General features: G+C 38.4%; 21 protein-coding genes. 15 read left to right on the top strand and 6 right to left on the bottom strand.

The window, feature by feature from the left end:
• Positions 1-36 precede the first annotated feature (36 nt).
• From KO521_RS15460 to KO521_RS15435, 6 genes are all read left to right on the top strand, one after another.
• Positions 37-402 (top strand): DUF4870 domain-containing protein, encoded by a 366-nt coding sequence (locus KO521_RS15460; protein ID WP_215940816.1) that lies wholly within the window; start codon positions 37-39, stop codon positions 400-402.
• 116 nt (positions 403-518) lie between these two features.
• Positions 519-1,019, top strand: a complete 501-nt coding sequence (locus tag KO521_RS15455; RefSeq protein WP_215940815.1) for a hypothetical protein — start codon at positions 519-521, stop codon at positions 1,017-1,019.
• 636 nt (positions 1,020-1,655) lie between these two features.
• Positions 1,656-2,138, top strand: coding sequence for a T9SS type A sorting domain-containing protein (locus tag KO521_RS15450; RefSeq protein WP_215940814.1), 483 nt, complete (start codon positions 1,656-1,658; stop codon positions 2,136-2,138).
• Between the two features lie 4 nt (positions 2,139-2,142).
• Complete coding sequence (locus KO521_RS15445) at positions 2,143-4,638, top strand: tail fiber domain-containing protein (protein ID WP_215940813.1); 2,496 nt, start codon at positions 2,143-2,145, stop codon at positions 4,636-4,638.
• Positions 4,639-4,914: 276 nt separating this feature from the next.
• Positions 4,915-5,901, top strand: a complete 987-nt coding sequence (locus tag KO521_RS15440) for a ribonucleotide-diphosphate reductase subunit beta (RefSeq protein ID WP_215940812.1) — start codon at positions 4,915-4,917, stop codon at positions 5,899-5,901.
• A gap of 126 nt (positions 5,902-6,027) precedes the next feature.
• Positions 6,028-8,505, top strand: a complete 2,478-nt coding sequence (locus KO521_RS15435; protein WP_215940811.1) for a ribonucleoside-diphosphate reductase subunit alpha — start codon at positions 6,028-6,030, stop codon at positions 8,503-8,505.
• An 814-nt stretch (positions 8,506-9,319) separates the two neighbouring features.
• On the opposite strand, the gene KO521_RS15430 is transcribed toward KO521_RS15435, so the two are convergent.
• The 3 genes from KO521_RS15430 to KO521_RS15420 all read right to left on the bottom strand — a co-directional run bounded on the left by KO521_RS15430 (position 9,320) and on the right by KO521_RS15420 (position 12,696).
• Complete coding sequence (locus KO521_RS15430; RefSeq protein WP_215940810.1) at positions 9,320-10,237, bottom strand: hydroxypyruvate isomerase family protein; 918 nt, start codon at positions 10,235-10,237, stop codon at positions 9,320-9,322.
• A gap of 99 nt (positions 10,238-10,336) precedes the next feature.
• Positions 10,337-10,984: a gluconate 2-dehydrogenase subunit 3 family protein gene (locus KO521_RS15425; protein ID WP_215940809.1), complete on the bottom strand. Its 648-nt coding sequence runs from the start codon at positions 10,982-10,984 to the stop codon at positions 10,337-10,339.
• Positions 10,984-12,696, bottom strand: coding sequence for a GMC oxidoreductase (locus KO521_RS15420; protein ID WP_215940808.1), 1,713 nt, complete (start codon positions 12,694-12,696; stop codon positions 10,984-10,986). Before KO521_RS15420 ends, KO521_RS15425 begins: the two co-directional genes overlap by 1 nt.
• A gap of 140 nt (positions 12,697-12,836) precedes the next feature.
• Here KO521_RS15420 and KO521_RS15415 point away from each other — a divergent pair, with 140 nt between their 5' ends.
• The 4 genes from KO521_RS15415 to KO521_RS15400 all read left to right on the top strand — a co-directional run bounded on the left by KO521_RS15415 (position 12,837) and on the right by KO521_RS15400 (position 16,759).
• Entirely contained in the window at positions 12,837-13,832 is a 996-nt protein-coding gene (locus KO521_RS15415; protein WP_215940807.1) for a sugar phosphate isomerase/epimerase family protein, read from the top strand.
• Positions 13,833-13,854: 22 nt separating this feature from the next.
• Complete coding sequence (locus tag KO521_RS15410; protein ID WP_215940806.1) at positions 13,855-14,298, top strand: DinB family protein; 444 nt, start codon at positions 13,855-13,857, stop codon at positions 14,296-14,298.
• A 9-nt stretch (positions 14,299-14,307) separates the two neighbouring features.
• The gene (locus KO521_RS15405) at positions 14,308-15,534 is read left to right on the top strand and encodes an MFS transporter (RefSeq protein WP_215940805.1); all 1,227 of its coding nucleotides are present in this window, start codon (positions 14,308-14,310) and stop codon (positions 15,532-15,534) included.
• An 85-nt stretch (positions 15,535-15,619) separates the two neighbouring features.
• Positions 15,620-16,759 carry a Gfo/Idh/MocA family protein gene (locus tag KO521_RS15400; RefSeq protein ID WP_215940804.1) on the top strand — a complete coding sequence of 380 codons (1,140 nt, stop codon included), beginning with the start codon at positions 15,620-15,622 and terminating at the stop codon, positions 16,757-16,759.
• 92 nt (positions 16,760-16,851) lie between these two features.
• Here the strand turns inward: KO521_RS15400 and KO521_RS15395 are convergent, their stop codons facing one another.
• The 3 genes from KO521_RS15395 to KO521_RS15385 form a co-directional block, all read right to left on the bottom strand.
• Positions 16,852-20,064: a glycoside hydrolase family 2 TIM barrel-domain containing protein gene (locus KO521_RS15395; protein ID WP_215940803.1), complete on the bottom strand. Its 3,213-nt coding sequence runs from the start codon at positions 20,062-20,064 to the stop codon at positions 16,852-16,854.
• A 177-nt stretch (positions 20,065-20,241) separates the two neighbouring features.
• The gene (locus KO521_RS15390; RefSeq protein ID WP_215940802.1) at positions 20,242-20,706 is read right to left on the bottom strand and encodes an ASCH domain-containing protein; all 465 of its coding nucleotides are present in this window, start codon (positions 20,704-20,706) and stop codon (positions 20,242-20,244) included.
• A gap of 127 nt (positions 20,707-20,833) precedes the next feature.
• Positions 20,834-22,537, bottom strand: coding sequence for a GMC oxidoreductase (locus tag KO521_RS15385; RefSeq protein WP_215940801.1), 1,704 nt, complete (start codon positions 22,535-22,537; stop codon positions 20,834-20,836).
• 155 nt (positions 22,538-22,692) lie between these two features.
• Here KO521_RS15385 and KO521_RS15380 point away from each other — a divergent pair, with 155 nt between their 5' ends.
• The 5 genes from KO521_RS15380 (at position 22,693) to nadD (ending at position 26,890) form a co-directional block, all read left to right on the top strand.
• The gene (locus tag KO521_RS15380) at positions 22,693-23,748 is read left to right on the top strand and encodes a sugar phosphate isomerase/epimerase family protein (protein ID WP_215940800.1); all 1,056 of its coding nucleotides are present in this window, start codon (positions 22,693-22,695) and stop codon (positions 23,746-23,748) included.
• A 110-nt stretch (positions 23,749-23,858) separates the two neighbouring features.
• The gene (locus KO521_RS15375; RefSeq protein ID WP_215940799.1) at positions 23,859-24,614 is read left to right on the top strand and encodes a 3-keto-disaccharide hydrolase; all 756 of its coding nucleotides are present in this window, start codon (positions 23,859-23,861) and stop codon (positions 24,612-24,614) included.
• 191 nt (positions 24,615-24,805) lie between these two features.
• Positions 24,806-25,663 (top strand): YicC/YloC family endoribonuclease, encoded by an 858-nt coding sequence (locus KO521_RS15370; RefSeq protein WP_215940798.1) that lies wholly within the window; start codon positions 24,806-24,808, stop codon positions 25,661-25,663.
• A gap of 24 nt (positions 25,664-25,687) precedes the next feature.
• On the top strand, positions 25,688-26,272 hold the full coding sequence (gmk, locus tag KO521_RS15365; protein WP_215940797.1) for a guanylate kinase: 585 nt from the start codon (positions 25,688-25,690) through the stop codon (positions 26,270-26,272).
• A gap of 33 nt (positions 26,273-26,305) precedes the next feature.
• Positions 26,306-26,890, top strand: coding sequence for a nicotinate (nicotinamide) nucleotide adenylyltransferase (gene nadD, locus KO521_RS15360; RefSeq protein WP_215940796.1), 585 nt, complete (start codon positions 26,306-26,308; stop codon positions 26,888-26,890).

Genomic DNA, 26,890 nt, shown 5'->3' with positions numbered 1-26,890 from the left:
TTAATACAGACTATAAACCAATTAAAATAAATGAAAATGAAAAATACAGATACGGAATTAAATACAGCCCAAACTGCGACATCAGTAGAAAATGACAAGACAATGGCAATCTTAGCCTATATTACCATAATTGGTTTGGTGGCTGCTTTTGTAATGAACAATGAAAAGAAACAAGAGTTTGCCAGTTATCACATTAGACAGTCAGTTGGACTGTGTCTTACCGGTTTGGCGTTGGGAATTATTGGTGTTATACCAATTTTAGGGTGGATTATAAATATTTTAGGAATTTTTGTACTGCTATATATGTGGGTCATGGCACTTATGAATGCTTTAAATGGCAAAGAAAGTCCAGCGCCTATTTTGGGTAAAAAATATGAGGTGTGGTTTGCAGGAATTCAATAGTAGATGAGTGGCCAGCTAGGTTTTTCCACTTAATAAAAAATGGTATAGATAAGATTCTTTAGTACTCATCTTACACGATAACCACTCTTTTTAAATTTCATTGATAAACAAACCAAATGAAAACACTTGTTCTAATGCTTCTCTTTGTTTCAATCTGCCAAAATAGTCTTTGTCAAGAAAAAGTATTGAGTATTGTAAATCAAACCCTCAGTAAAGAAGTGCTTTTAAAAGAACACCGAAGAATAAAGTTGGTTACTAAGCAGGGTGAAAAATACGAAGGTAAATTCGGTATTCTAAATTCTGATACCATCAGGGTAAATGGCGTTATTATTGGCTTAAACGAAATTAGTATCATAAGGAAAAACCCTTTAGCGCTTACTATTTTGGTTAAAGCTAATTTTTTCCACATGGGTGCAGTTGGTCTATTTTTATCAGTCCTGTTATCTGGCTTTTCGGAAAATGTTTCATTTGTTTTGGTGGGAGTGGGTATTCTTGCAAGCGGTATATATGGTGGGATAAAATCCCCCAATATCAAGAAGGGGTATAAAGTTTCGGATAATTGGACATTCGCAATTACGAGTGGTAAAAAGGGTGTAAAAGAGCCCAATATAAAATAGCTGTAAGGCATACATTATATTTTCCTTTTTAAACAGATTATACATAAGTAGCTTCCAGTTGTACAATTTTAATTTATTAAAATAACGCTTACTGGTATATTGTCATTGATTTTAATGAAGCAATGTATCAATGGGTGTATATCTTCTTCTAAATCTTCCCAAATCAGTTTCCCCCTATTCGCCGCAAGGTCTTGTCTTTAACATAAAGAATAAACAGATGGAACTGATTAATTCACACATACTTCGTTTTAGCTTTCTAATATCATATACAGATAAGTATGCTGTATTTCCGATTAAGAACAATTACTATAAAAGGCTTTACAGAATCCGATAAACTTTTAGTATTCCATTTGTGGATAACAATACGAAAACCCAAAACCCACAGCTATGAAAATTACATTTCTTCTACTTGCAGCCTTACTGGTCAATACTTCATTGATATTTTCTGAATCGCTTTTTTCACTCGTAAATTTTATTCATCCACTATTCTTACTGGGTATTGAGGTGGTGTTACTTTTTCTTTTTGCAAGCCATAAATTCTCGTCGGATTTTTCGAAAACTAAAAAAAGGAGATAATTATTCTGCACCGGAGTTAACCTCAGGCTCAGAAAAACATGAATATTAAAATGAAAGAAAATGAATAAAAAACTACTCTTCTTTTATCTGATAATAAACAGCACATTCTCATCTGCCCAGTCTTTAGAACGCAGTGTTATAAGTAATGTAGGCGGGACAATGACCGGTACGGATCTAACGGTAAGCTTTACCGTTGGAGAACCTATAGTTGGGCTGGTAGTCAATGATAATTCTGTAGACCAAGGTTTTTGGGCGGGTAAGGGCATCCTTGTCATTCCATTAAGTCTAGAAGAAGAACCTTCCAATATTTTGGTATATCCAAATCCTGTTGTAGAAGAAGTAACCGTATTTACCGATCAAAACAAGGTTTTGGGTATAGAGTTATTTGCTATGAATGGGCAGCGGGTGCTTAGCCAAAGAGTAGACGAAGCCAAATTGGAATATAATATAGATATGGCCTATATGGCTAAAGGGGTTTACGTGTTAAAGCTTTATTTAGAAAACAACTCGGAAACCAAGGAATTTAAACTGATCAAAGAATAGAACCATGAAAAAAAATTACATTTCAATAGTAATGTTACTAACGATTATGTTTTGTGGAACATTGCAAGTTAGAGCGCAACAAAAGAATTATATAAATTATCAAGGTGTAGCCCGTAATTCCGATAACGAATTAATGGAGCAAGAGATCATAGAAATTGGTATAACGCTAAAATTTGGTAGTGTGGATGCTGCTGCGCAGTATCAAGAAACGCACTCGATTACTACGGATGCAAACGGTGTTTTTAATCTGCAAATAGGTAGTGGTAATAGTGGCGGCGGTAGTTATGCCAATTTGCCATGGGGAGAAGCAGCTTTTGTAGCGGTTTCTTTCAACGGAACCGAGGTGGGCACTACAGAGCTTATGGCGGTACCTTACGCCATGGCTTCCGGAGATAGCATGTGGAAATCGAACGGAGTAGATATCGAAAATAAAAATACAGGTGAGGTAAAAATAAAAAGCGATTTGAGAATTTTAGGTGGGTTCAATCTTAACTCTGGTAACCAAGTTAATGAAATATCCGATGACGGTGGCTTGGTAGAAAATAGCAACGGAATTTTACCCACTCAAAGAGCGGTGAAAACGTATGTAGACAACCGTTTGTTCAGTGGTGGCGGAGATGCTCAAATTGCATCGGAAGTACCTTATGACAATACAGATTCCGGACTTACAGCCGATAATGTTCAAGATGCTTTGGATGAGTTTGTTAGTACAAGTGGTGGTGGAAGCGATGCGGACGCCGACCCAACGAATGAATTACAAGATATAAGTCTTTTGGGAACAGATTTGAGTATTACAGATGGATCTACCATAGATTTATCGGCAATAATTCCACCGGGAGGAACGGATGACCAGAATGCTTCCGAAGTCCCTTTTGATAATACGGGTACAGGTCTTGCCGCAGGAGACACTCAGGCTGCTATCGAAGAATTAGCTTCTGGTGGGTTAGTAGATACGGATGATCAAGGTCTGATTATGACTGGTGATGTACTGAGTATTGAAGATGGCACAGGCTCAGTAGATTTAAATGATTATGTTGATGTTACAGGCGAAAGCGGATTGCTTTTAGGTGATGGCACGAATATAAGCGGACTCGAGGGTGCGGCAGATGGTCAAGTAGCCAAATGGGACGGAGCAACAAATAAATGGGTTGCCGGTACCGATGAAGTTGGAAGTGGAGGAAGCTCTCTTTGGACCACAAATGGAGATGATATTTATTTTGATAGCGGAAATGTGGGTATTGGTCTGGCAGATCCTAATGCAATACATCAAATTCATACCGATAGTTATCAGAGTAATTCTATTTATACAACAGTAGATTCTGGAGATGGCTCAAATGACGGTATGTATGTTGGCTTGATAAATGATCTAGGCTTAGGGTTTATGGCAACAATTACGAATCAAGAAAATGGGCCACTTCGATTGGGTACGAATGGAACTGGTCGATTGATTATTACAAATGATGGAAATGTGGGCATCGGCACGAATTCCCCATCAGCTCCATTAGAAATAAAGACCGCAAACGGAAGGCCATTCTTAATGGAATCGACTAGTACAAATAGTTATATGCAATATGCAACTTCCTCTGGTAGTATTGGATATTCGGGTGTTTGGTCAGGCGATAATGATGTTGATTTTGGGACAACGGATTCCAATCCAACGGGTAAGGTACATCTGACAACTGAAGCGACACCAAAATTAACGGTTCTTCCGAACGGACATGTCGGCATCGGAAATACAAACCCAGAAGGGGCATTACATATTTCAAATAATTCATCGTTAACCAAACCCTTACTTAAACTAGAAGAAGAGGGCAATGATTTTGCCCGACTAGAATTAACTAATGATGCGGCCTCAGGTGCCTTTTGGCACGTAGCAGGTTTTCCGTCATCAACGGCGGCCAGTGCTAAACTTAATTTTTATTTTCGAAATGCTAGTGGTGGTGGTGATCAGATGACAATTACAGGAAATGGACAGGTAGGTATCAATACCAGTAATCCTTCTGCTCGTTTAACAATAAACCAGGCTGGTCAAGAGGTAGGTACCGGTCTTAGTTTTAGGGATGGTACAGCTAATAAAGATTGGCATATTACCCATGGTTTTGGCCTAAGGTTTCACTATGGAGGAGAATTACGAGGCTTTATTAGCGCCAATACCGGAGCGTATACTTCTGCTTCAGATAGACGCTTAAAGTCTGAGATAAGAGAACTTCCAGATGTTTTAGAGCGGGTATCCTTGCTTAAGCCATCTAGTTATATTTTTAAAGCAGATAAATCACGGACAAGAGCAATTGGCTTTGTAGCTCAGGAGGTGCAACCATTATTTCCTGAACTGGTTAGTGAGAGCGGGGATAATGATATACTAGGAGTTAATTATTCGGGTTTTAGTGTAGTGGCTATAAGAGCTATACAAAAGCAACAAGAAATTATTTCAGAGCAATCAAGAATGATATCAAAACTAGAAGAAAGGTTACAGAGGTTAGAAGCTATAATTGCAAAATAGTCCGCTTAGTTGATATTTCAATTTTTAAACCAAAAAGTATATTAAAACATACTTTTTGGTTTAATTTTTTGTGTTCAACAATCCTATAAAACTTTGGATAATTGCCCATGCTTGTTAACCTCAGTGAATATACAATGCGAGGGCACATTTCAACAATTCCTGTTAAAAACTTTGTACTCTAAATGATTGAACAGTACTCGAGTTCTAATGCTTTTTTGCGACCTTTGTTTCCGTCGCAATGGAAGAATTTTCTTCTCAACATTCAAATCTTTTACTATGTCCACAGCTTTAGAGCCAATCTTGGAAGAAAACAATGACCGCTTTGTAATTTTTCCTATTAAACATCATGATTTATGGGAATGGTACAAAAAATGTGAAGCTTGTTTTTGGACGGCCGAGGAAATTGACCTTAGTGAGGATTTAAATGACTGGAATAATAAATTAAGTGATGACGAACGCTATTTCGTTAAGCATATATTAGCATTTTTTGCGGCTTCTGATGGTATCGTTAACGAAAACCTGGCAGAAAACTTTGTGAGTGAGGTGCAATATGCAGAGGCCAAGTTCTTCTACGGATTTCAGATTATGATGGAGAATATTCACTCTGAAACCTATTCTCTTTTAATCGATACCTACGTAAAAGATGAAAAAGAGAAAAATCTTCTTTTTAAAGCAATAGAAAATTTTCCTGCTATTAAGAAAAAAGCGGATTGGGCTTTAAGCTGGATAGAATCTCCAAGTTTTGCAGAAAGATTAATCGCTTTTGCAGCGGTTGAAGGTATTTTCTTTTCTGGTGCGTTCTGTTCTATTTTTTGGTTGAAAAAAAGAGGTTTGATGCCAGGTCTTACTTTTTCAAATGAGCTGATTTCAAGAGATGAAGGCATGCACTGTGATTATGCAGTACACCTTCATAATAAACACCTGATCAATAAAGTGCCAAAAGAGCGTATCACTCAAATTTTGACTGATGCCTTGGATATAGAAAGAGAGTTTATAACAGAGTCTCTTCCTGCAAGTTTAATAGGAATGAATTCCAAATTAATGACGCAGTACCTAGAATTTGTAACGGATAGACTTCTTGTTGAGCTGGAGTGCGATAAAGTTTATAACACCACCAATCCGTTTGATTTTATGGATATGATTTCCCTTCAAGGAAAAACCAATTTCTTTGAAAAACGCGTTTCCGAATATCAAAAAGCAGGTGTTCTAAATAAGGAAAATGATGAGGATGCCCAGAAAATTAGCTTTGACGCAGATTTTTAATTAAGATATAATAGAGAACCCTTTCAATTTGGAAGGGTTTTTGTTCCCAATTTTAAAATTGTTAAATTTTTTAACAATTTATCGTAAACAAACCCAACGTATAACCCCCACTAAAAAAGTATTCACATGTTTGTAGTTAAAAGAGACGGCAGGAAAGAAGTGGTCATGTTTGACAAGATTACGGCCAGAGTAAGGAAATTGTGTTATGGCCTAAACGGTTTAGTAGACCCCTTAAAGGTTGCTATGCGTGTTATAGAAGGCTTGTATGACGGTGTTACCACATCGGAACTAGATAATTTGGCAGCTGAAATTGCAGCTACCATGACTACTACGCACCCGGACTATGCAAAATTGGCCGCTCGTATATCTGTTTCTAATTTACATAAGAATACCAAAAAATCTTTCTCTGAAACAATGACTGATCTTTATGAGTATGTGAACCCACGTACAAATAAAGCAGCTCCTTTGGTTTCTGACGAAGTATATAAGGTTATTTCTGAGAACTCAGAGAGATTGGATTCTACCATTATTTACAACAGGGATTTTGGTTACGACTATTTTGGTTTTAAAACATTGGAGCGTTCATACCTATTAAAACTGAACGGCAAGATAGCGGAGCGTCCACAGCACATGCTTATGCGTGTATCTGTGGGAATACACCTAAATGATATTGATTCTGCGATTGAGACGTATGAGCTCATGTCAAAAAAATATTTTACGCATGCCACTCCTACCCTTTTTAATTCGGGTACACCAAAACCACAAATGTCTTCCTGCTTTCTTTTAGCAATGAAAGATGATAGTATAGATGGTATTTATGATACCTTAAAGCAAACAGCCAAAATTTCACAATCTGCGGGAGGTATAGGTTTGTCCATCCATAATATTCGTGCAACAGGCTCCTATATTGCAGGAACAAACGGAACTTCTAATGGTATAGTCCCTATGCTTCAAGTGTTTAACGACACCGCACGGTATGTAGATCAAGGTGGTGGAAAACGTAAAGGTAGCTTCGCTATTTATATGGAGCCATGGCACGCAGACATCTATGCATTCTTAGATTTGAAAAAGAATCATGGAAAAGAAGAAATGCGTGCACGTGACCTTTTCTATGCCATGTGGATTTCTGATTTGTTCATGCGAAGAGTAGAGGCCAATGAGGAGTGGACATTAATGTGTCCTAACGAGTGTCCGGGTTTGTTCACACATCATAGTGAGGAATTTGAAGCATTGTATACTAAATATGAATCCGAAGGAAAAGGAAGAAAAACAGTAAAGGCACGTGAACTTTGGGAGAAAATACTAGAATCTCAAATTGAGACGGGTACACCATATATGTTGTACAAAGATGCCGCTAACCGTAAAAGCAACCAGAAAAATTTAGGTACCATTCGTTCTTCTAATTTATGTACCGAAATTATGGAGTATACCTCTCCTGATGAGGTTGCAGTATGTAATTTGGCATCTATTGCGTTGCCAATGTTCATTAAGAACGGAAGCTTTGACCATAAAGAATTGTTCAGGGTAACTAAAAGAGTGACGCGGAACTTAAACCGCGTAATTGATAGAAATTATTACCCGGTTAAGGAGGCGGAGAATTCTAATATGCGTCACAGACCAATTGGCCTAGGTGTTCAAGGTCTTGCAGATGCTTTTATTATGTTGCGTTTGCCTTTTACCAGCGAAGAAGCTAAAAAGTTGAACCAAGAGATTTTTGAAACACTTTATTTTGCCGCTGTAACCGCATCTATGGAAATGGCCAAAGAAGAGGGTGCGTATTCTACTTTTGAAGGTTCTCCTATATCTGAAGGAGATTTCCAATACAATCTTTGGGGTATTAAGGATGAAGATTTATCAGGAAGATGGGATTGGGCAAAGCTTCGTAAGCAAGTGAAGAAAAACGGGGTTCGTAACTCATTGTTGGTAGCCCCAATGCCAACGGCTTCTACCTCACAGATTTTGGGGAACAACGAGTGTTTTGAACCATATACTTCTAATATTTATACAAGAAGAGTATTATCTGGTGAGTTTATTGTTGTAAACAAACACCTTTTGGAAGATTTGGTAGGTTTAGGTTTATGGAATGAAAATATGAAGCAGGAATTAATGCGCGCTAATGGATCTATACAACATATAGAAACTATCCCGCAGGACATTCGCGATCTCTACAAAACCGTTTGGGAGCTTAGTATGAAAGATATTATTGATATGAGTCGCCAAAGAGGGTATTTCATTGATCAGAGCCAGTCTTTAAACTTGTTCATGGAAAACGCAAACTATTCTAAATTAACGTCAATGCATTTTTATGCATGGAAGAGTGGCTTAAAAACGGGTATGTATTACTTGCGAACCAAAGCAGCGGTAGATGCTATTAAGTTTACATTGGATAACAGTAAAAAGAATGCAGCACCAGTTAGTGTAGCTGCAGAAGCTGAAGCAGCGGCAACGACACCACCTGTGGAAGCCGCCGTGGCAATGGAGGTGAATACTACGCCACAAGCAGAATCTGATATTCAGCCTATGACGCCACAAGAAATGAAAGAAATGATTGCCCGTGCCAAAGAAGGTCAAGCAGATGATGATTGTTTGATGTGCGGTTCTTAATCCCTAGTATTTTAATAGACTTAAAAACCCTGACTTTTTAGTTGGGGTTTTTTTATGTCTTCAATTTAATAAATGTAAATAGAAAGTATAGTCTAAAATGCTTTTGTACTGAGCATAATTAGGGAATAAGAAATAGAAGTGAAAAATTTAGAGACAATGAGGTACAGGTAACCATTACCTAGAAGAAAATTTTATAAATCGAAGAATAGATTATTTCTCCAAATATGGCCTTGCTACTGCTGAAAATATATATGCAGCAATATATACGATGAGTATGATGATATATTTGTCCATTGTGCCCCTATGATAGATTGTATACTATATACGTAGTAAAAAGGGTATAAAGATTACAACAAAACACTGAAAATGATAAAATTTCAGAGAATTTTAGGAAAAACGGAGCTGAATAAGAGAAGTTTCCAAACTTTTTTGAAAATATGCCTTTAGCTCACCATTATAAAATAGGTACTGGATTAATTACCTAGGGAATAATGAAGTGGGATTATTCTAATTGGCCTTTTACTTCTTTTCTTCTAAAAAAGCTAAATGCTAATTTGGAAATTAACATAAGCGCCGTGTAAGTTATAAGTAGGTATATATATGGAGTCATATCATAACAACGGAGCTTTTGTATGCTATGTTACTTCCTTAGTATGTAGAACATCGAAAAGTGTCAATATACTCGTTAAAATGCAGAAGCCATATGATAATTACGATGAAATACATCTTCTTTAAGCTAAATGGCGCATTTGATATAAAAACCAGCTCCTATTTTATTCTAAAATCGGGGCTGGTTTTATGTGTAAGTAGGTAATTATAGAAATGAATCTTCTTGTATATAGGCATCTATAACTGCTTGTTCACCTGCCTTTCCATCTTTGGAATTACCATGTTCCATTCCCAATACACCTTTAAATCCCTTTTCATGAATCCATTTAAATACATTTTTATAATTGATTTCACCGGTGGTAGGCTCTTTTCTACCAGGATTATCTCCAATTTGTATGTAGGCTATTTCGTCCCAGGTAAGGTCCATATTGTGGATAAGATGACCCTCGGTTTTCTGCATATGATAAATGTCGAATAGGATTTTACAGGCAGGACTATCAACACCTTTACAAATCATATAGGTCTGATCCGAATTTTGTAGGTACAAGTCTGGTGAGTCAGAAAGAGGTTCTAAAACCATGGTCAGTCCGTGAGGTTCTAATATTTCGGCACCTCGTTTTAGTGCTTCAATAACATTTCCGTCTTGAACCCCAATAGGAAGTTTTCTTTCAAAACCCCCGGGTACGACGGTCATCCATTTGGCATTAACACGTTTGGCAGTTTCAACGGCTCGTTTGCATCCATTTAAGAAAATATCAATATACTCTTGTTTGCCAGCTGCAAGGGTGTTTTTCATGTTTCCTCCTTTATCAACCACAAAAACACCCATGGTCATGCCTCTTTTAGCAAGTGTTTCTCCCATTTTGGTCTGCAGGGTAACATCGCGCTTCATCATGCCATTATCTTCAAATGCAGTAAAACCTTGGTCTGCCATAAAGTTGATCTGATCAATAGGGTCATCACCTGCTAATTCTTTGAACATGCCCAAATGGGGCGCATATTTTAGATTGAATTGATGCGGTTTAAGTGGATTGGAGCTTAAGTTGGAGTACGCAAAATTACCACCTAAAGACAGGGCTCCACCTGTTAATGCAGATTTTTGAATAAAATTTCTTCTTTTCATTTTGTATATAGGTTTGGGTTTGTATTTGTAAAACAAAAAAGAGCCGTAAGTAAATTCTAATTTACCAACGGCTCTTCTTTTATAGGCACAATTCTTATGTTAGAGTGACCAAGCTTTTCCGCCAGTCAGCTCCTCTGTGTCTGCACAAGCAATATACTCACCAGGAATTGGTAAATAGGCTAAAACCTTTTCGCCAACATATTCAGAAGTTTTATACCCCCAAATAGTCATACCTCTAAGGTTATTGGCAAAAGCAAATCTAGAAATGCCATCATCTAGCAAAGCCTCTTTACCTTCGGCAATAGCCTCATTGTATTGTTTGATCGCCAAATTATTCTTTACTTCGTCTTCTTTAGTCACCTTTAAGGCAGCGGCAAGAACAGGTTCTAGTTCTTCAGAAGTTAGGTCTGCGGCTTTTTCTTTGCCGGTATCTTTCAATGCTTTTTCGATAAACCTATCCATAGACATTTTAAGGAAATCTTGTTGCTCCTTTTCCATAACCTGATCCGCGAAACGGTCAATGAAAATATTAACCTGAGTTTCTGAAGCAGAAGGCGTATCCGTTTTTGGAAGAATGATGTCAACTAATTTGGTCAATACCGCTCCTTGGTCTTTTGTAAAGAATTCAGGAGTCCATTCAAGTACGGTTTCGTTTTTACAACTTTGAACAATACTTAGCAAAGTTGGGGTGGCAACGGTATAACCCAATGCTATACCCATATTCTTGAGTGCTTTTCTTCTATCCATTATATATTTCCTTTTTTAAGTTGTTTTACAGCATGGTCTGCTGCTCTAGCTGTAAATGCCATATATGTTAATGACGGGTTTACACAACTTGCAGAGGTCATAAAAGAACCATCGGTTACGTAAACATTAGGGACATCATGAATTTGGTTATTGCCGTTCAATACAGATGTTCTTCTATCTCTACCCATGCGTGCAGTACCCATTTCATGTATACCTAGACCTAAACCTGTTTCACGATCATGACCCTTAACATCCTTCACGCCTGCTTTTTCAAGCATATCTATGGCAGATTGCATCATGTCTTTACGCATATTTAGCTCATTCTCTTTAAATCCGGCGTCAAAAGTAACTGTTGGTAGTCCCCAATCATCCAGTTTGTCATAGTCTAAGGTCATCCGGTTATCTTCATACGGGAGCACCTCACCAAAACCGCCAATACCTATAGTCCAGCCACCTGGTTTCAGAATAGCATCTTTTAGGTCTTTTCCGTAAGATAGCTCAGCAACTGAGTCTTCCCAGTTCCCTCTACTAGCGCCTCCTTGGTAACCAAAGCCACGTTTGTAATCTTTTCTTTCCGTATCGCCACCTAAGTTTCTAAATCTTGGAATATAAACACCATTAGGTCTACGACCTTTATAGTATTTGTCATCAAAACCATCAAATTTACCAGAAGCACCTACACCTAAATGGTGATCCATGATATTGCGGCCCAACTGGTCAGAATCATTACCCATACCATTAGGGAAACGATCGGATTTTGATTGCATTAATATAGAGGTAGATGCAATTGATGATGCGCAAAGGAAAATAACCTTCGCCTTAAATTCATATGCTTCTTTAGTAACTCTATCTATAACTTTAACACCGGTTGCTTTTTTGGTTTCCGGATCATAAATAACTTCATGTACAATGGAATCCGGACGCAACGTCATATTACCTGTAGCTTCTGCAGCAGGCAAAGTAGAAGAAAGACTGCTAAAGTAGCCTCCAAAAGGACACCCTCTAATACATCTGTTTCTGTATTGACATTTTGTACGGCCATCAAAATTTTTGGTGCCCGTAATATGGGCAACTCTACCAACGGTTACCGCACGACCATCAAACTCTTCACCAACTTTTTCTTTGAAGTGCTCTTCAACACAGTTAAGGTCCATTTTGGGAAGAAAGTTGCTGTCCGGTAATTGGGGTAAGTTTAATGCTTCACCACTAACACCGATATAGTCTTCAACTTTGGCGTACCAAGGCTCAATATCTTTATAACGAACTGGCCAGTCTACTGCTATACCATCTTTTTTATTGGCTTCAAAATCAATATCACTCCAGCGGTAGCTTTGGCGGCCCCACTGTAATGAACGGCCACCTACGTGGTATCCACGCATCCAGTCAAAACGTTGTATTTCGTTGTATGGATGCTTAAGGTCGTTCACGAACCACATCTTGCTTGCGGCATTGGTGGTATAACCTGTTCTGTTCTGTTTTTCTTGTTGTGCGATGTCCTCTTTAGTTGGCTTTCCTCCGTTAGGAAAGTCCCAAGGGTCCATGGTCGCAGTTTCATAGTCTTCGATGTGCGTCACCATACGGCCGCGCTCCAGTACTAAGGTCTTAAGTCCAGCCTCACACAGCTCTTTTGCTGCCCAGCCTCCGCTAATTCCTGTACCTACCACAATCGCGTCGTAAGACTCTTGCTCCTCGTTGTAATAAAATTTGCTCATGTACAAAATTGTTTAGTCCATAAATTTATTAAATATTAAATTAATTTTCTACATTTAATCGCTATACATCTTGTTAAGGTGACATATATGGAAGTAATCTACCTCCAAATCCTTAAATTTCAATAAACTAATCTCAAATAATGAAAAGAAGAAACTTTCTAAGAAATAGCTCTCAAGCCGGTTTGGCACTTTCGATTTTAGGATTTGCTGCTTGCAAGGAGACTAAAAAGGGTGAAAAAGTAACTGATGCAGCTTTAGAACCCGAAGAAACGATTGTTGAACCTTTCTTTAAATTATCATTAGCCCAATGGTCCATTCACAGAATGATCAGAGAGGATGGCGTTGATCCTTACACATTTGCTGAGAAAGCAAAAAATTGGGGTTTTTCAGGATTGGAATATGTTAGTCAATTATATAACCCTGAACTGGAAGATGCCGGATATTCAGATGAGGCAATGGCAGCTTTTGTAGAAAAGTCCAATGCCGAGGCTAAAAAGCATGGGATGCAGAATGTTCTTATCATGATTGATGGTCAGGGTAACCTTGCTGTTAGTGATGAAAAGGAAAGGAATGAAACGGTAGAAAAACACAAAAAGTGGGTAGATGCAGCAGCAGCTATGGGGTGCCATTCTATACGTGTAAATTTGAGTGGAAGCAATGACCCGGAAGAATGGAAGAAAAATTCAATAGATGGTCTTACAAAACTATCTACCTACGCAAAAACAAAAAACATTAATATCTTGGTAGAGAACCACGGGGGGCTATCTTCTAACGGAGCAATGCATGCTGAAGTTATGAAGGCCGTAGCGTTGGATAATTGTGGAACACTACCCGACTTTGGTAACTTCTGTATTACTAGAAAAAAAGACAGTCGTGAGTGTGAAGTAATGTATGACAAATACAAAGGAGTTAAAGAATTAATGCCTTATGCTAAAGCGGTAAGTGCTAAATCTCATGATTTTGATGCAGAAGGTAACGATACCGATATTGATTATGTTAAAATGCTTCAAATGGTAAAAGACAATGGCTATACCGGATTTATTGGTGTAGAATATGAGGGTAATGAATTAGGTGAAGAGGCAGGAATTATTGCCACCAAAAAATTGTTACTTAAAGCGTCTAAAGAAATTAGCTAAACCAAAATAGATATCTGTTGTCGTGAAAGTATTTTTCAATCAATTATTCGACTATAATTTTTATTGCAACAAAAAAATCATTGAGGCAAGTATCTCACTTGAGATAATGCCTCAGAAAAGCATTGTGTTGTTTTCGGAGATATTGAATATGCACCATATCTATAATGAGCATATGGCCAAACGTAAACCTAAATTCAAGATAGGGCAGTTGCACGATGTGAGTACTTGGGCGGATATTCATTATGAGAACCAACGTAGTTCATTTGATATTACTTCGGAAACAGAAGATTTTGAAAAGCGAATAGATTATGAGAATGATGAGGGGAAGCTTTTAATCCATACCGTTCAAGACATGCTTTTCTATATTATTAATGAGTCAACACACCACCGTAGCCTCATAGAGGTAGATTTTGAAAGTAATGGGTTAAAACCGTTTCGAACAAATTACATTACGTACAAACAGTAGCACGTGCCAATGACTGCCAAAATAAAGACCCAACTTTCAATAATGATGTTTTTGGAATTCTTTATCTGGGGTGGCTGGTTCGTTACCTTGGGGATATATCTCCCTAATACGCTAGGTTCTACGGGGAGCGAAATAGCTTTAGCATATTCAACACAATCATGGGGCGCTATTTTAGCACCCTTTATTATTGGCCTTATTGCCGACAGGTATTTTAACGCAGAACGTATTTTAGGTGTGCTACACGTAATAGGCGCTGCGTTAATGTATGCCATGTACCAAGCAACAGATTTCTCGGGATTTTTCCCATATCTCTTGGTTTACATGATTATGTACATGTCTACATTGGCCTTGGTGAATTCGGTTTCTTTTAACCAAATGAAAGACCCGGCCAAAGAGTTTTCGTTCGTGAGGGTTTTTGGAACTATAGGATGGATTACTGCCGGTTTGCTCATAAGTTATTTTAATTGGGATTCGCAAGAGGGGATAACCGAAGGGTTTTTGAGGAACACTTTTCTAATGGCTTCTATATCATCCGCATTATTAGGAATATTTAGTTTCACCTTACCCAAAACACCACCAACGGCGGATAGGTCTCAAAAAATTAAATTGGCGGATATCCTAGGATTAGAGGCCTTGGCGCTGTTGAAGAACAGGAATTTTCTCATTTTCTTTCTGGCTTCGGTGCTTATCTGTATTCCCTTGGCATTCTACTACCAGCATGCAGGACAATTTTTAGGGGAAATAGGAGTTGAAAACCCGGCAGGTAAAATGACTATTGGGCAGATTTCAGAAATTCTGTTTCTTTTGCTCTTGCCTTTCTTTTTTAAACGTTTTGGTTTTAAAATGACCATTGTAGCTGCAATGTTAGCTTGGGGATTAAGATATTTGATGTTTGCCTACGGCGATACGGGAGAATTAGTTTTTATGTTGTTGACGGGAATTGCACTACACGGTATATGTTATGATTTTTTCTTCGTTTCCGGACAGATCTATACAGATAGTAAAGCAGGCGCAAAATATAAAAGTTCAGCTCAAGGGCTCATAACTTTGGCAACTTACGGCGTAGGAATGCTAATAGGTTTTTGGGTTGCGGGAGCCATTACGGACAGCTACGTTTCAGAAGGTGCTCAACATGATTGGAATACCATATGGTTATATCCGTCCGCATTTGCGTTTCTGGTGCTACTACTGTTTGTCATTTTGTTCAAAAATGAAAAAATAGCCTATAAATCATAGTTATTTTATTAAATTCAAACTCTTAAAAAACAAGAAACACAAAAAGCCTTAAACAAGGCTTTTTACTAATTAAAAGGATTATAAAATGCCAAAGAAAATCAGACTCGGAATTTTAGGTGGAGGTGGTGACTCCCTAATAGGTGTTCTACATCGTGTAGCATCTCATATAAACGATAATTATCAAATTGTTGGGGCTGTATTCAACCCGGATTTTGAGCAAAATATAGCTTTCGCCAAAGAAATAGATGTCCCTACTGATCGTATCTATAAAGATTTTGATACGATGGTGGAAGAAGAAATGAAACTGCCAGAAGAAGAGCGAATTCAGGTATTTTCTATTCTTACGCCCAACTTCCTTCATTTTCCAATGGCTTTAAAATTGTTGGAAAACGGTTTCAACGTTATTTGTGAGAAGCCCATGACAACCTCATTGGAAGAAGCTAAAAAATTGCAAGCGGCTCACGAAAAGGCAGGAACTGTTTTTGCTTTGACACATACTTATACAGGTTACCCAATGGTACGCCAAATGCGTGAAATGATTAAAAATGGCGAATTAGGAAGAATTCACAAGGTAGATGCGGTATATTACCAAGGGTGGATCAATGAAATTATCCATGACCAAGAAAAACGTTCTTCGGTTTGGCGTTTAGACCCTAAAAAGGCTGGTATCAGTTCTTGTATTGGAGATATTGGGGTGCATGCCTTTAATATGGTAGAATATACAACAGGACTAAAAATCAAATCTATTTTGAGCGATTTCAACTATTTGTACGAAGACAACCAGATGGATGTTGATGGAACGGTTCTTATTAGAATGAACGACCATGTGAAAGGAATAATCAGAAGTAGTCAGGTGGCTACAGGTGAAGAAAACGGACTTGGAATTGCTATTTATGGCGAAAAAGGAGCTTTCAAATGGGAGCAGGAGAATCCTAACTATCTGTATGTGATGAGTGATACAAAACCAACTCAGATATACAAACCAGGTCATGCGTATAACAGTGAACTATCTTTAGGAGGAACAAAACTGCCTCCAGGACACCCTGAAGGTATTTTTGACTCTATGGCTAATATCTACCTTGGTGTTGCAAAGGCGATAAGAGGAGAGCAGTACGATAGTGGTGAGTACCCAACCATGACCGATGGTGTTCGTGGTATGAATTTCATTGAGGCTACAGTAGAGTCCAATAAAAACGGAAATACTTGGGTAGAATTGGAAGATTAAATCGTCTAAATTTCTACATCACAAAAAAACACCCCGAAAGTATTTAGCTTTCGGGGTGTTTTGTTTCTGATCACATTAGCTGATATATACCCTTATTTTACCGGTTGTATCATAAAACTAAAAGATAAATTATCTGGTTTAATTTGATATTCTTCATGGGGTAATAAGCCCCAGCTGTTATCGCCTCCAACGCCCATTTGACTATAATCAATATTAATGTTGATGAGGTCTCTAATAGGAATATCATAGGTATGGCGCTGTTGTTTTTCCATGCCCTCGTCAAAATCTGAATTGTATTGGTTATGGGCGCTAAAACCAAACAGTTTTGATGAAGAAATTTGAATTCCTTTACCGTTTTTATTTAAAAATGATAACGTACGGATATCCGTTCTGTACCCATTTTCTTGCGGACGTATGTATTCAAAATACAAATCCTTTACTGTTGCATCATATTTGCCCACCAATGCCGAAGTTTTTCGGTCTTGGTAATTCTCATGTGGACCTCTACCGTACCAGCTCACTTTATCGTATGCCGAGTCTATGATAAAGTTATTTCCAAAACGAGGAACAATGGGCAGGCTATTCTTAATGTTAGAAAGGTCTGTGCTTACTAAAATATCTCCCTTATTATTAATAGTATAAGTTACTGATGCTTCTCCTTGTACAGAAGGTAAGCTATACATGGCCGTAAGCTGTAAATCGTTTTTAATTTTAAACGGATTCTTACTAAGTTTTACAGCGTCAACAACCTTTTTACCGTCATTGGAGTTCAGTTGAAAACTCGTCAGGTTTTGAGTTTCGGTAGCCTCTTTCCAGACATTTAGACGTTTAGGCATATTGTACCCATAATCATTATCGGTTGGAGCGCGCCAGAAGTTTACACTCGGTCCGGTTTTAATTAAGTTGCCTTGGCCGTAGTCTAATGTTGTCAAGCTACCATCGATACTGTTAAAACCGACTTCAAATCCTTCTCCTTTAATTTTTACGGTGCCATCTACATTCGTAACTGTAAGTCCATTGGTTTCCATTTCAAAAACGCTGGGGGTAAAATCGGTCAGTTTAAATTGCTCATAGGCTAATAAGTAATCTTCAGGTATAAGAGCGTCAGCGCTTTTAGTGGTTGCATAAATATTTAAGAAGTATTCAGCTTTTTCGTCGGTCAATTCCGGTAGGGCAATTTGAAACTCTTTAGACTCATACGGAGCTACTGCTACATCGGTAATATTACCAGCCTTCACCTCAATTCCGTCTTTGAACAATTTCCATGTGAAATTATATTCTGAAAGGTTGGTGAAATCATATTTGTTAGTAATCGTGATTTTACCTGATTTAGGGTCGTTCGATTTAAATTTTACATATTGATATACCTTTTTTACCTCGTACAAAGCAGGGTGAGCCGAACGGTCAGGGTCAACCAATCCGTTTAAGCAAAAATTATTGTCATTTTGTAGGTCCGAAGCACCAAAATCTCCTCCAAAGGCATAGAATTCAACACCGTCTTCATTTTTTGTTTTTAGGCCTTGATCAACCCAATCCCAAATAAAACCACCTTGCAACACGTCGTATTTTTCAATAACATCCCAATAATCCTGAAGATTACCAACGCTATTCCCCATGGCATGGGCATACTCACATTGAATAAGAGGTCTTTTAGGGTCGTTTTCGGCATATTTAATAGTCTGTTCTATAGTTGCGTACATTGGCGCTTGAATGTCCGTATTCGCATATTGGGTGGCTCCTTCGTATTGAACAGGGCGAGTAGCATCATGTTTTTTAAGCCATTCATAAGTAGCAAAGAAATTTTCTCCATTACCCGCTTCGTTACCCAAAGACCAAGTAACAATAGAAGTGTAGTTTTTGTCGCGTTCGTACATTCTTTCGGTACGGTCTAAATGCATGGCTTTCCATTCTGGTCTGTAGGCTGGGTGTATTTTCTTAGCTTCCTCATCGTTATCAAGACCTTGGTTGGTAGTTCCCATACCATGGATTTCAATATTGACTTCATCAACTATGTAAAAACCATATTTGTCTGCCATGCGATAGAAAAACTCATTTTTAGGATAATGACTGCAACGTATAGCATTTAGGTTGTTGCGCTTCATTACCTCCATATCTTTTAGTGTTACCTCTTTGCTGATAACATGACCAGTGGTTTCATCATGATCGTGTAGGTTGGCGCCTTTAATAAGAACAGGTTGACCGTTGACCAAGAACTGGTTGTTTTTGATTTCAATTTTTCTAAAGCCTATTTTAGAACTTACGGCTTCGGTAACGACTCCTTTTTTGTTTTTAAGAACGAAAAGTAAAGTGTAAAGGTTAGGTTTTTCGGCATTCCAAGTTTTAATACTTTTTAGTGAATTTTCAAAGTTTACCATAGCAGTGTCTCCATTGAAAACCACTTCTTTTTCTTCGGAATAGAGTTCTTTGTCACCGTCTAAGAGCTGTACGGTTGCTTTATATCCTTTTGCTTTTTTTGCTGTGTTTTCCAGTTCCAGGCTAACGTTAAGAAGACCATCAGAATAATTGTTTTCCAGGTCGGCAATAGCACGGTAGTCTTTAATGGTGGTTGCCTTCGTGGCATATAGGTAGACATCACGGTCAATACCGCTCAGGCGCCAAAAATCTTGGTCCTCCATATAACTGGCATCGGACCAGCGAAGGACCTGTACTGCCAATGTGTTCTTTCCGGGTTGTAAATATTTGGTAATATTGAATTCTGCTGGGGTTTTACTTCCCTCGCTATAACCAACTTTTTGACCGTTTACCCAAACATACATGGCACCGCTAACGCCGCCAAAATGTAAATAGATGGTATTGCCTTCCCAATTCTCTGAAACCTCAAAATCGCGCTTATAACTTCCTACGGGGTTTTTGTCATGGGGAATGAAGGGAGGGTTCTTTGGAAATGGATACACTACATTAGTATAGATAGGCGTGCCGTAACCTTCCAGTTCCCAATTGGAAGGCACCGGAATTTTACCCCATGCAGATGCGTCAAAATCTGTATTCTGAAAATCTACAGGTCTGGACATTATATTATCGGCGTAGTTAAAAAGCCAATCCCCGTTTAAGGATTGATAAAAAGGAGAGTTTTCCCAGCTGTCATTTTTCAATGCATTTTCAGTCGTTTCGTACCGATAGAAAGAAGCAGTGGGTGCTTCACGATTAATTTGAAATATTTGGGGATTCTCCCATTCTGGGTTTTCCCATTTAGGAGCTTGACCTTGTGCAGATAAAAATGATAAGAAACCGAACAGGGATAGAAAGAAGCCAAATAATGGCTTTGTGGGCGTTGAGATGCGCATAGTTGAGTTAGTTTACATTGATGCTGTACAAGGTAAAAAAACTTTAGAATAAATTAAGCCAATGTATCATAATATAGCACAGATTATTAGGAGCTATATATGCTACAAAAAAATAGGCCTAATACTTTAGTACTTGGCCCTTGTTCAAAAATTAATGCTGATTTAGGTTGAAAAAGATTATCGTTCAAAAACCTTTTCAAATTCTTGACAAACAATAATCATACTTTCGCTTGCTTTACGATTGAAAGCCGCCAATTCTTTAGTATAATATTCCCAATGTACTTTTTTCCAATAAGCTAAACTCTTATCGCCCTCACCCTCCATTCGGGCGTGTTCTTCAGTGATGCTAAAATACGGTTTAAGCTTTACGGAAGTGGTTCTTACAATACACTGTGCTTCACCTTCCCAATTGGTTACGACCATGAAGTCACCAATTTTTGGCAGTGGCTCTTTGGCGTATTGCAAACCCAGTAGGCTTGGGGATGTTGCACGTTTGATGCCTTTTTTGACCAATGCGGCACATTCGTTGGCATCCAATTCGTTATTACAAAAGTGAACTACTTTTGGGGTGTCTACAAAAGCATGTTCTAAGTGCTTGTCTAGATAATCTCCCCATAAATTTCGGGCTGAAGCGTTTTCCATATAGATATTGTGGTTAGCTAATCTTTCACGGTTTTAGTGAGAAATATAGTTCAACAAGATACAAACGACCGAACAATTTTAGTGAAATTTTAGAATATCAGACTGATTTATCGGTCGTTATACCTATTTATGAAAATTTTCCTGCTTTTAATTGTTCTGCGGCATGGTTTGCCGCCCTAGCGGTAAATGCCATATAGGTCAGCGAGGGATTCACACAGCTTGATGATGACATAAACGCACCATCCGTTACATATACATTGGGCACGGTATGGATTTGATTGTTTTTGTTAATAATAGAGGTTTTGGAACTATGCCCCATGCGTGCCCCACCCATTTCATGAATACCTAAACCTGGTCCGCTAGACTCCTCGTAAGGTTCTACATTCTTAAAACCCGCAGCTTTGAACATATCTACAATCTCCTTTTTAATGTCTTTGCGCATTTCGTATTCGTTCTCTTTGAACTCCACATCAAAATCCAATTGGGGAAGCCCCCATTTGTCCTTTTCGGTTTCGCTAAGGGTTACACGGTTGTCATCATATGGCAGGAACTCTCCAAAACCGGTAACACCAATTTGCCAATGACCCGGTTTAAGAATAGATTCCTTAAGTTCTTTTCCATATCCCATTTCTGCAATGGAAGCCGACCAGTCTTCACGGCTGGCACTGCCTTGATAACCAAAACCACGTAGGTAATTTTTACGTTTGGTCTTTTCGTCTAGGTTAACAAACCTAGGAATGTAAAAACCGTTAGCTCTTCTTCCTTTATAATATTTATCTAAATGTCCATCTACTTTGCCAAATGCTCCAAGCTTATAGTGATGGTCCATTATGCCGCGCCCAAGCGCATCGGAATCATTGCCCAGTCCGTTTGGAAAGCGCTCGTTTTTTGATTGTAGAAGAATGCCCACAGATGCCATTGCAGAAGCGCAAAGGAAAATTACTTTTGCTTTAAACTCTATTTTTTCGTTGGTTTCGGCATCAATAATTTTAACGCCAGTAGCCTGTTTTGTACTATCGTCATACATTACTTCATAAACAATGGAATTGGGTCGTAAAGTCATATTGCCAGTTCGCTCTGCAGCAGGTAGTGTAGAGGAGTTACTGCTAAAATATCCCCCGAAAGGACAACCACGCCAACAACGATTTCTATTTTGACAAGTACCCCGGCCTTCGAAATTGGCTTCAGGGTCAGTTATATGTGCTGCACGGCCGATAGTAATTAAACGTCCATCTTCAAATTTTTCTGCTATGGAGGCCTTAAAATCTTCCTCCACACAGTTCAAGTCCATTTTGGGCTGGAAGATACCATCCGGCAATTGTGGAAGCCCTAAACTCTCTCCACTTACCCCAATATATTTTTCTACTTTGTCGTACCAAGGTGCAATATCTTTATAACGTACGGGCCAGTCCACACCAATACCCTCTTTCCGGTTGGCGTCAAAATCAAGATCGCTCCATCGATAGCTCTGTCTTCCCCAGGTCAAAGATCTACCACCTACTTGGTACCCTCTAATCCAGTCAAAACGTTTGGTTTCGACATACGGGTGGTCTATATCATTAACGAAAAAATGCTTAGAGTCCTCGGTTGGTGCCCAGCCTACCCTGGCTTGTACATGGTATTTAGCTTTGTCTTCTTTGGAGAGCTCTCCCTTTAACGGGTAGTCCCAAGGGTCATCGTGCATAGTGGTGTAATCTTCAATATGCTTTACCATGGGGCCACGTTCGAGTACCAAAGTTTTTAATCCGTTCTCACATAATTCTTTAGCGGCCCAACCGCCACTAATTCCAGTCCCGACAACAATAGCGTCGAATTTTTCTTCTTTATTCACGGTCGTATTTTTTGTTTTAAACGTGTTGTATTCGCTATATTTATAACTTCTCTAGAAGATAACATTTGAGAAGATTACAATAATTAAATATAGGGTTTTTCTTTAAAAGCAAGGAAAAAAGAGATAGCCCATTACTAAATACAAACAACTATAGGATGAAAACAATTAAAGGGCCTGGTGTTTTTTTAGCGCAATTTGTAGACAGTAAAGCACCGTTCAATACGTTAGACGGCATGTGTAAATGGGCTGCGGATTTAGGTTACAAAGGTATACAAATCCCTACATGGGAGAGTTTTTTAATAGATTTGGACAAAGCAGCCGAGAGTCAGGATTATTGTGACGAGCTTAAAGGAAAAGTGAATTCTTATGGGCTGGAAATTACGGAACTTTCAACTCACCTCCAAGGTCAATTGGTAGCGGTTCACCCTGCTTACGATTTAATGTTCGATAATTTTGCTCCAGATGCCGTCAAGAACAATCCGAAAGCACGAACGGAATGGGCCGTAGATGTGGTTAAAAAAGCGGCTACTGCAAGTAGAAGACTGGGACTTAATGCCCATGCTACTTTCTCCGGTGCTTTACTTTGGCATACATGGCACCCATGGCCACAAAGACCTGCTGGTCTTGTAGAAATGGGTTTTGAGGAATTGGCTAAAAGATGGATGCCTATATTGAACCATTTTGATGAACAAGGTGTTGATGTTTGTTATGAAATCCACCCAGGAGAGGATTTGCACGATGGAGATACTTTTGAGCGCTTTCTGGCCGCAACGGGTAACCATAAGCGTGTAAATATCCTTTATGATCCAAGTCACTTTGTTTTGCAACAGTTGGATTATATTGAGTACATAGACCATTACCACGAGTTTATTAAATCTTTTCACGTAAAAGACTCTGAGTTTAACCCAACAGGAAAGAAAGGAGCTTTTGGAGGTTATAACGATTGGGGCGATCGTGCCGGTAGATACCGTTCTTTAGGGGATGGTCAAATCGACTTTAAAACCATTTTCTCTAAACTTACGCAGTACGGCTGTGATGTTTGGGCAGTTATGGAATGGGAATGTTGTATTAAGAGTCCTGAACAAGGTGCTCGTGAAGGCGCTATCTTTATCCAAGATCATATTATTGAAGCTACAGAAAAAACTTTTGATGATTTTGCAGGTTCGGCAATCGATAAAGAAATGCTTAAAAAAATATTGGGTACCTCTTAAAACGGTATAACAATAGAAGTGAATGACATGAAACGGTTCTTTTGTTTGTAAAACAGGAGAATCGTTTTTTTTTAAATAGTAGAACAAACTAACTTAAAACAACAAGACGCATGAAAAATTTAATGGTAATCGTTTGTATGGCGATAATAGTTTTTGGTTGCAAGGACAAAGCCGAAAAAACGCAGAAAGAAAAGGAAAAGGAACGTATTGCGGAAGCCGAGAAAGCAGCTCCACCACAGGAGTGGACGGTTCTTTTTGACGGTTCTTCTTTTGATGGCTGGAAAGAATATAACAAAGAAGATGTTTCCAGTAACTGGAAGTTGGAAGATGGCGCCATGGTATTTTATCCTCCAAAAGAGAGAGGTGAGGGCGAAGCTTTTAATTTAGTTACTGAAAAGGAATACACAGATTTTATTCTGTCTTTAGATTGGAAGATATCCGAAGGCGGTAATAGTGGCGTATTCTGGGGAGTGAATGAAAAACCCGAGTTATCTGAAGCGTACCAAACGGGGCCTGAAGTGCAAGTTTTGGATAATGAAAAACATCCGGATGCTAAAAATGGAACTACTCATCAAGCAGGATCCTTATATGATATGGTGGCGCCGTCCCAAGATGTAACAAATCCGGTGGGAGAATGGAATACCATGGTAATTACAATCAATCATAAAGAACAAAAAGGCAGTATTTCTTTAAATGGAACTGATGTTGTTGACTTCCCGGTTGGTAATGAAATGTGGAACGTTATGGTGTCTAAATCAAAATTTGCAGATTGGGACCATTTCGGAAAATTCACTACCGGAAAAATAGGTTTACAAGACCATGGTAATATGGTTTCTTTTAGAGATATAAGGATTAAGGAGCTTTAGTCATAGCAGAATTGCTTAGCCCTTTTTGGATAATGCCTTCTTAAATATAGGCAACTTAAAACAATATGTAGTTAAGTTGCCTATGTTTGGTTTTGAGATGTTTAATCTTCTTCTTTGTGCAATCAGTTATGGATGAACAGGACCTATACTTTCCGTAATTACGTTATATTTGCCAAAATTCATAGCAATTTATGATTCAGTCCATGACCGGTTTCGGTAAGCACGTTATACAGCTTCCAACCAAAAAGATTACCGTAGAGCTAAAATCCCTTAACAGTAAAAGTCTTGATTTAAACGCTCGTATGCCTTCTGCATATCGCGAAAAAGAACTTGAACTTCGTAAAACCATTGCAAGTTCTTTGATGCGTGGCAAGGTTGATTTTGGACTTTACATTGAATTGACCAGCGGTGAAACGTCAACAGAGGTTAATGAAGCAGCGGTCAAGAATTACATGAAGCAGTTAAAGGCCATTGCAGATGGCGATGAGATTAAGTTGCTAGATATGGCTCTTAGAATGCCGGACTCTTTGAAAACGGCACGGGAAGATATTGATGAGGCCGAGTATGAGTCTATAAAGCTTGCGGTTCAAGAGGCGTTAAAGGATATAAACACTTTCCGTTCTGAAGAAGGTCAAGTACTGGAAAATGATTTTCTTGAGCGAATCAAGAATTTACAGGACCTCTTGGAAAAGGTAAAAGCTATGGATCCTGATCGTCAGTCAGATGTTCGCGAGCGATTGAACAAAGCGGTTAGCGACCTAAAGACAGATCTTGATGCCAATCGTTTTGAACAAGAGTTGATTTATTATCTTGAAAAGTATGATATAACCGAGGAGAAAGTGCGCTTGGCTAATCATCTAGATTATTTTACAAGCACCTTAAATTCTAATGATTCCAATGGAAAGAAATTAGGTTTTATAGCTCAGGAAATTGGGCGTGAGATAAATACCATTGGTTCTAAGGCTAATTATGCACCAATGCAGCAATTGGTAGTGCAGATGAAAGATGAACTCGAAAAAATAAAGGAGCAGATGCTCAACGTACTCTAACGTATCCATTCAAACCAAGAACTCATGAAAGGCGGTAAACTCATTATATTTTCGGCACCTTCTGGAAGTGGTAAGACAACCATAGTACGCCATTTATTAAAGCAACCCGAACTAAATCTTGCGTTTTCGGTTTCGGCCACTTCAAGACCCAGAAGAGCCAAGGAAAAACAAGGGGAACACTATTATTTTATCTCGATTTCCGAATTCAAAAACCATATTAAACATGATGATTTTCTAGAATGGGAAGAGGTATACCGAGATAATTTTTATGGTACGCTTAAAACGGAGATAGAACGTCTTTGGGCCGAAGGTAAAAACGTGATTTTTGATATAGATGTGGCCGGTGGCTTACGAATTAAACGCAAATTTCCGGATAAGACATTGGCGGTCTTTGTAAAACCACCAAGTGTAGATGAACTTAAAATTCGTCTTAAAAAGAGAAGCACCGAAAGTGAGGACAAAATCAATATGCGTATTGCCAAGGCATCAGTAGAACTAGCAACTGCACCGCAGTTTGATAAGATAATAAAAAACTACGATCTAGATACGGCTCTGGAAGAAGCCCATCAATTAGTTGCCGAGTTTGTTGGTGCTGACATTGAAAAGTAGTTTTCTAGGACATTTTAATTTGTTCAGTTTTACATGAAAAAGGTAGGTCTTTATTTTGGTACTTTCAACCCTATACACATAGGGCACATGATAATTGCGAACCACATCGTAGAATTCTCGGATTTGGATGAGGTTTGGTTTGTAGTAACTCCTCAAAGTCCGTTTAAGACCAAGAAAACTTTACTTGCCGATAACCATAGATATCAAATGGTATATGAGGCTACAAAAGATTATCCTAAGCTCAAACCCAGTAAAATAGAATTTGATTTACCACAGCCAAATTACACCGTGAATACATTGGTACACTTAAGAGAAAAATATGGTAAAAACCATGACTTTGCTTTGATTATGGGTGAAGATAATCTTAAAGGGTTTCACAAATGGAAGAACTACGAGGTAATTTTAAGTGAATACAATCTATATGTCTACCCAAGAATTTCCGAAGGAGAAGTAGAACACCGTTTTAAGGGGCATTCAAAAATTCATAAGGTAAATGCGCCCATAATGGAAATCTCCTCTACTTTTATTCGTAAAAATCACAAAGATGGTAAAAACATTCGTCCTTTACTTACGGATGCTGTTTGGAAGTATATGGATGAAATGAATTTTTATAGGTAG

Origin of the sequence: Zobellia uliginosa (assembly GCF_018860745.1) — a bacterium.
GTDB lineage: Bacteria > Bacteroidota > Bacteroidia > Flavobacteriales > Flavobacteriaceae > Zobellia > Zobellia uliginosa_B.
Note: the sequence above shows the minus strand (reverse complement) of the source record. Positions and strands in the feature narration are given on the sequence as shown.

Coding starts and splice junctions, on each gene's coding strand:
- KO521_RS15460 (WP_215940816.1), top strand. CDS start 37: ATGAAAAATACAGATACGGAATTAAATACAGCCCAAACTGCGACATCA.
- KO521_RS15455 (WP_215940815.1), top strand. CDS start 519: ATGAAAACACTTGTTCTAATGCTTCTCTTTGTTTCAATCTGCCAAAAT.
- KO521_RS15450 (WP_215940814.1), top strand. CDS start 1,656: ATGAATAAAAAACTACTCTTCTTTTATCTGATAATAAACAGCACATTC.
- KO521_RS15445 (WP_215940813.1), top strand. CDS start 2,143: ATGAAAAAAAATTACATTTCAATAGTAATGTTACTAACGATTATGTTT.
- KO521_RS15440 (WP_215940812.1), top strand. CDS start 4,915: ATGTCCACAGCTTTAGAGCCAATCTTGGAAGAAAACAATGACCGCTTT.
- KO521_RS15435 (WP_215940811.1), top strand. CDS start 6,028: ATGTTTGTAGTTAAAAGAGACGGCAGGAAAGAAGTGGTCATGTTTGAC.
- KO521_RS15430 (WP_215940810.1), bottom strand. CDS start 10,237: ATGAAAAGAAGAAATTTTATTCAAAAATCTGCATTAACAGGTGGAGCC.
- KO521_RS15425 (WP_215940809.1), bottom strand. CDS start 10,984: ATGGATAGAAGAAAAGCACTCAAGAATATGGGTATAGCATTGGGTTAT.
- KO521_RS15420 (WP_215940808.1), bottom strand. CDS start 12,696: ATGAGCAAATTTTATTACAACGAGGAGCAAGAGTCTTACGACGCGATT.
- KO521_RS15415 (WP_215940807.1), top strand. CDS start 12,837: ATGAAAAGAAGAAACTTTCTAAGAAATAGCTCTCAAGCCGGTTTGGCA.
- KO521_RS15405 (WP_215940805.1), top strand. CDS start 14,308: ATGACTGCCAAAATAAAGACCCAACTTTCAATAATGATGTTTTTGGAA.
- KO521_RS15400 (WP_215940804.1), top strand. CDS start 15,620: ATGCCAAAGAAAATCAGACTCGGAATTTTAGGTGGAGGTGGTGACTCC.
- KO521_RS15395 (WP_215940803.1), bottom strand. CDS start 20,064: ATGCGCATCTCAACGCCCACAAAGCCATTATTTGGCTTCTTTCTATCC.
- KO521_RS15390 (WP_215940802.1), bottom strand. CDS start 20,706: ATGGAAAACGCTTCAGCCCGAAATTTATGGGGAGATTATCTAGACAAG.
- KO521_RS15380 (WP_215940800.1), top strand. CDS start 22,693: ATGAAAACAATTAAAGGGCCTGGTGTTTTTTTAGCGCAATTTGTAGAC.
- KO521_RS15375 (WP_215940799.1), top strand. CDS start 23,859: ATGAAAAATTTAATGGTAATCGTTTGTATGGCGATAATAGTTTTTGGT.
- KO521_RS15370 (WP_215940798.1), top strand. CDS start 24,806: ATGATTCAGTCCATGACCGGTTTCGGTAAGCACGTTATACAGCTTCCA.
- gmk (WP_215940797.1), top strand. CDS start 25,688: ATGAAAGGCGGTAAACTCATTATATTTTCGGCACCTTCTGGAAGTGGT.
- nadD (WP_215940796.1), top strand. CDS start 26,306: ATGAAAAAGGTAGGTCTTTATTTTGGTACTTTCAACCCTATACACATA.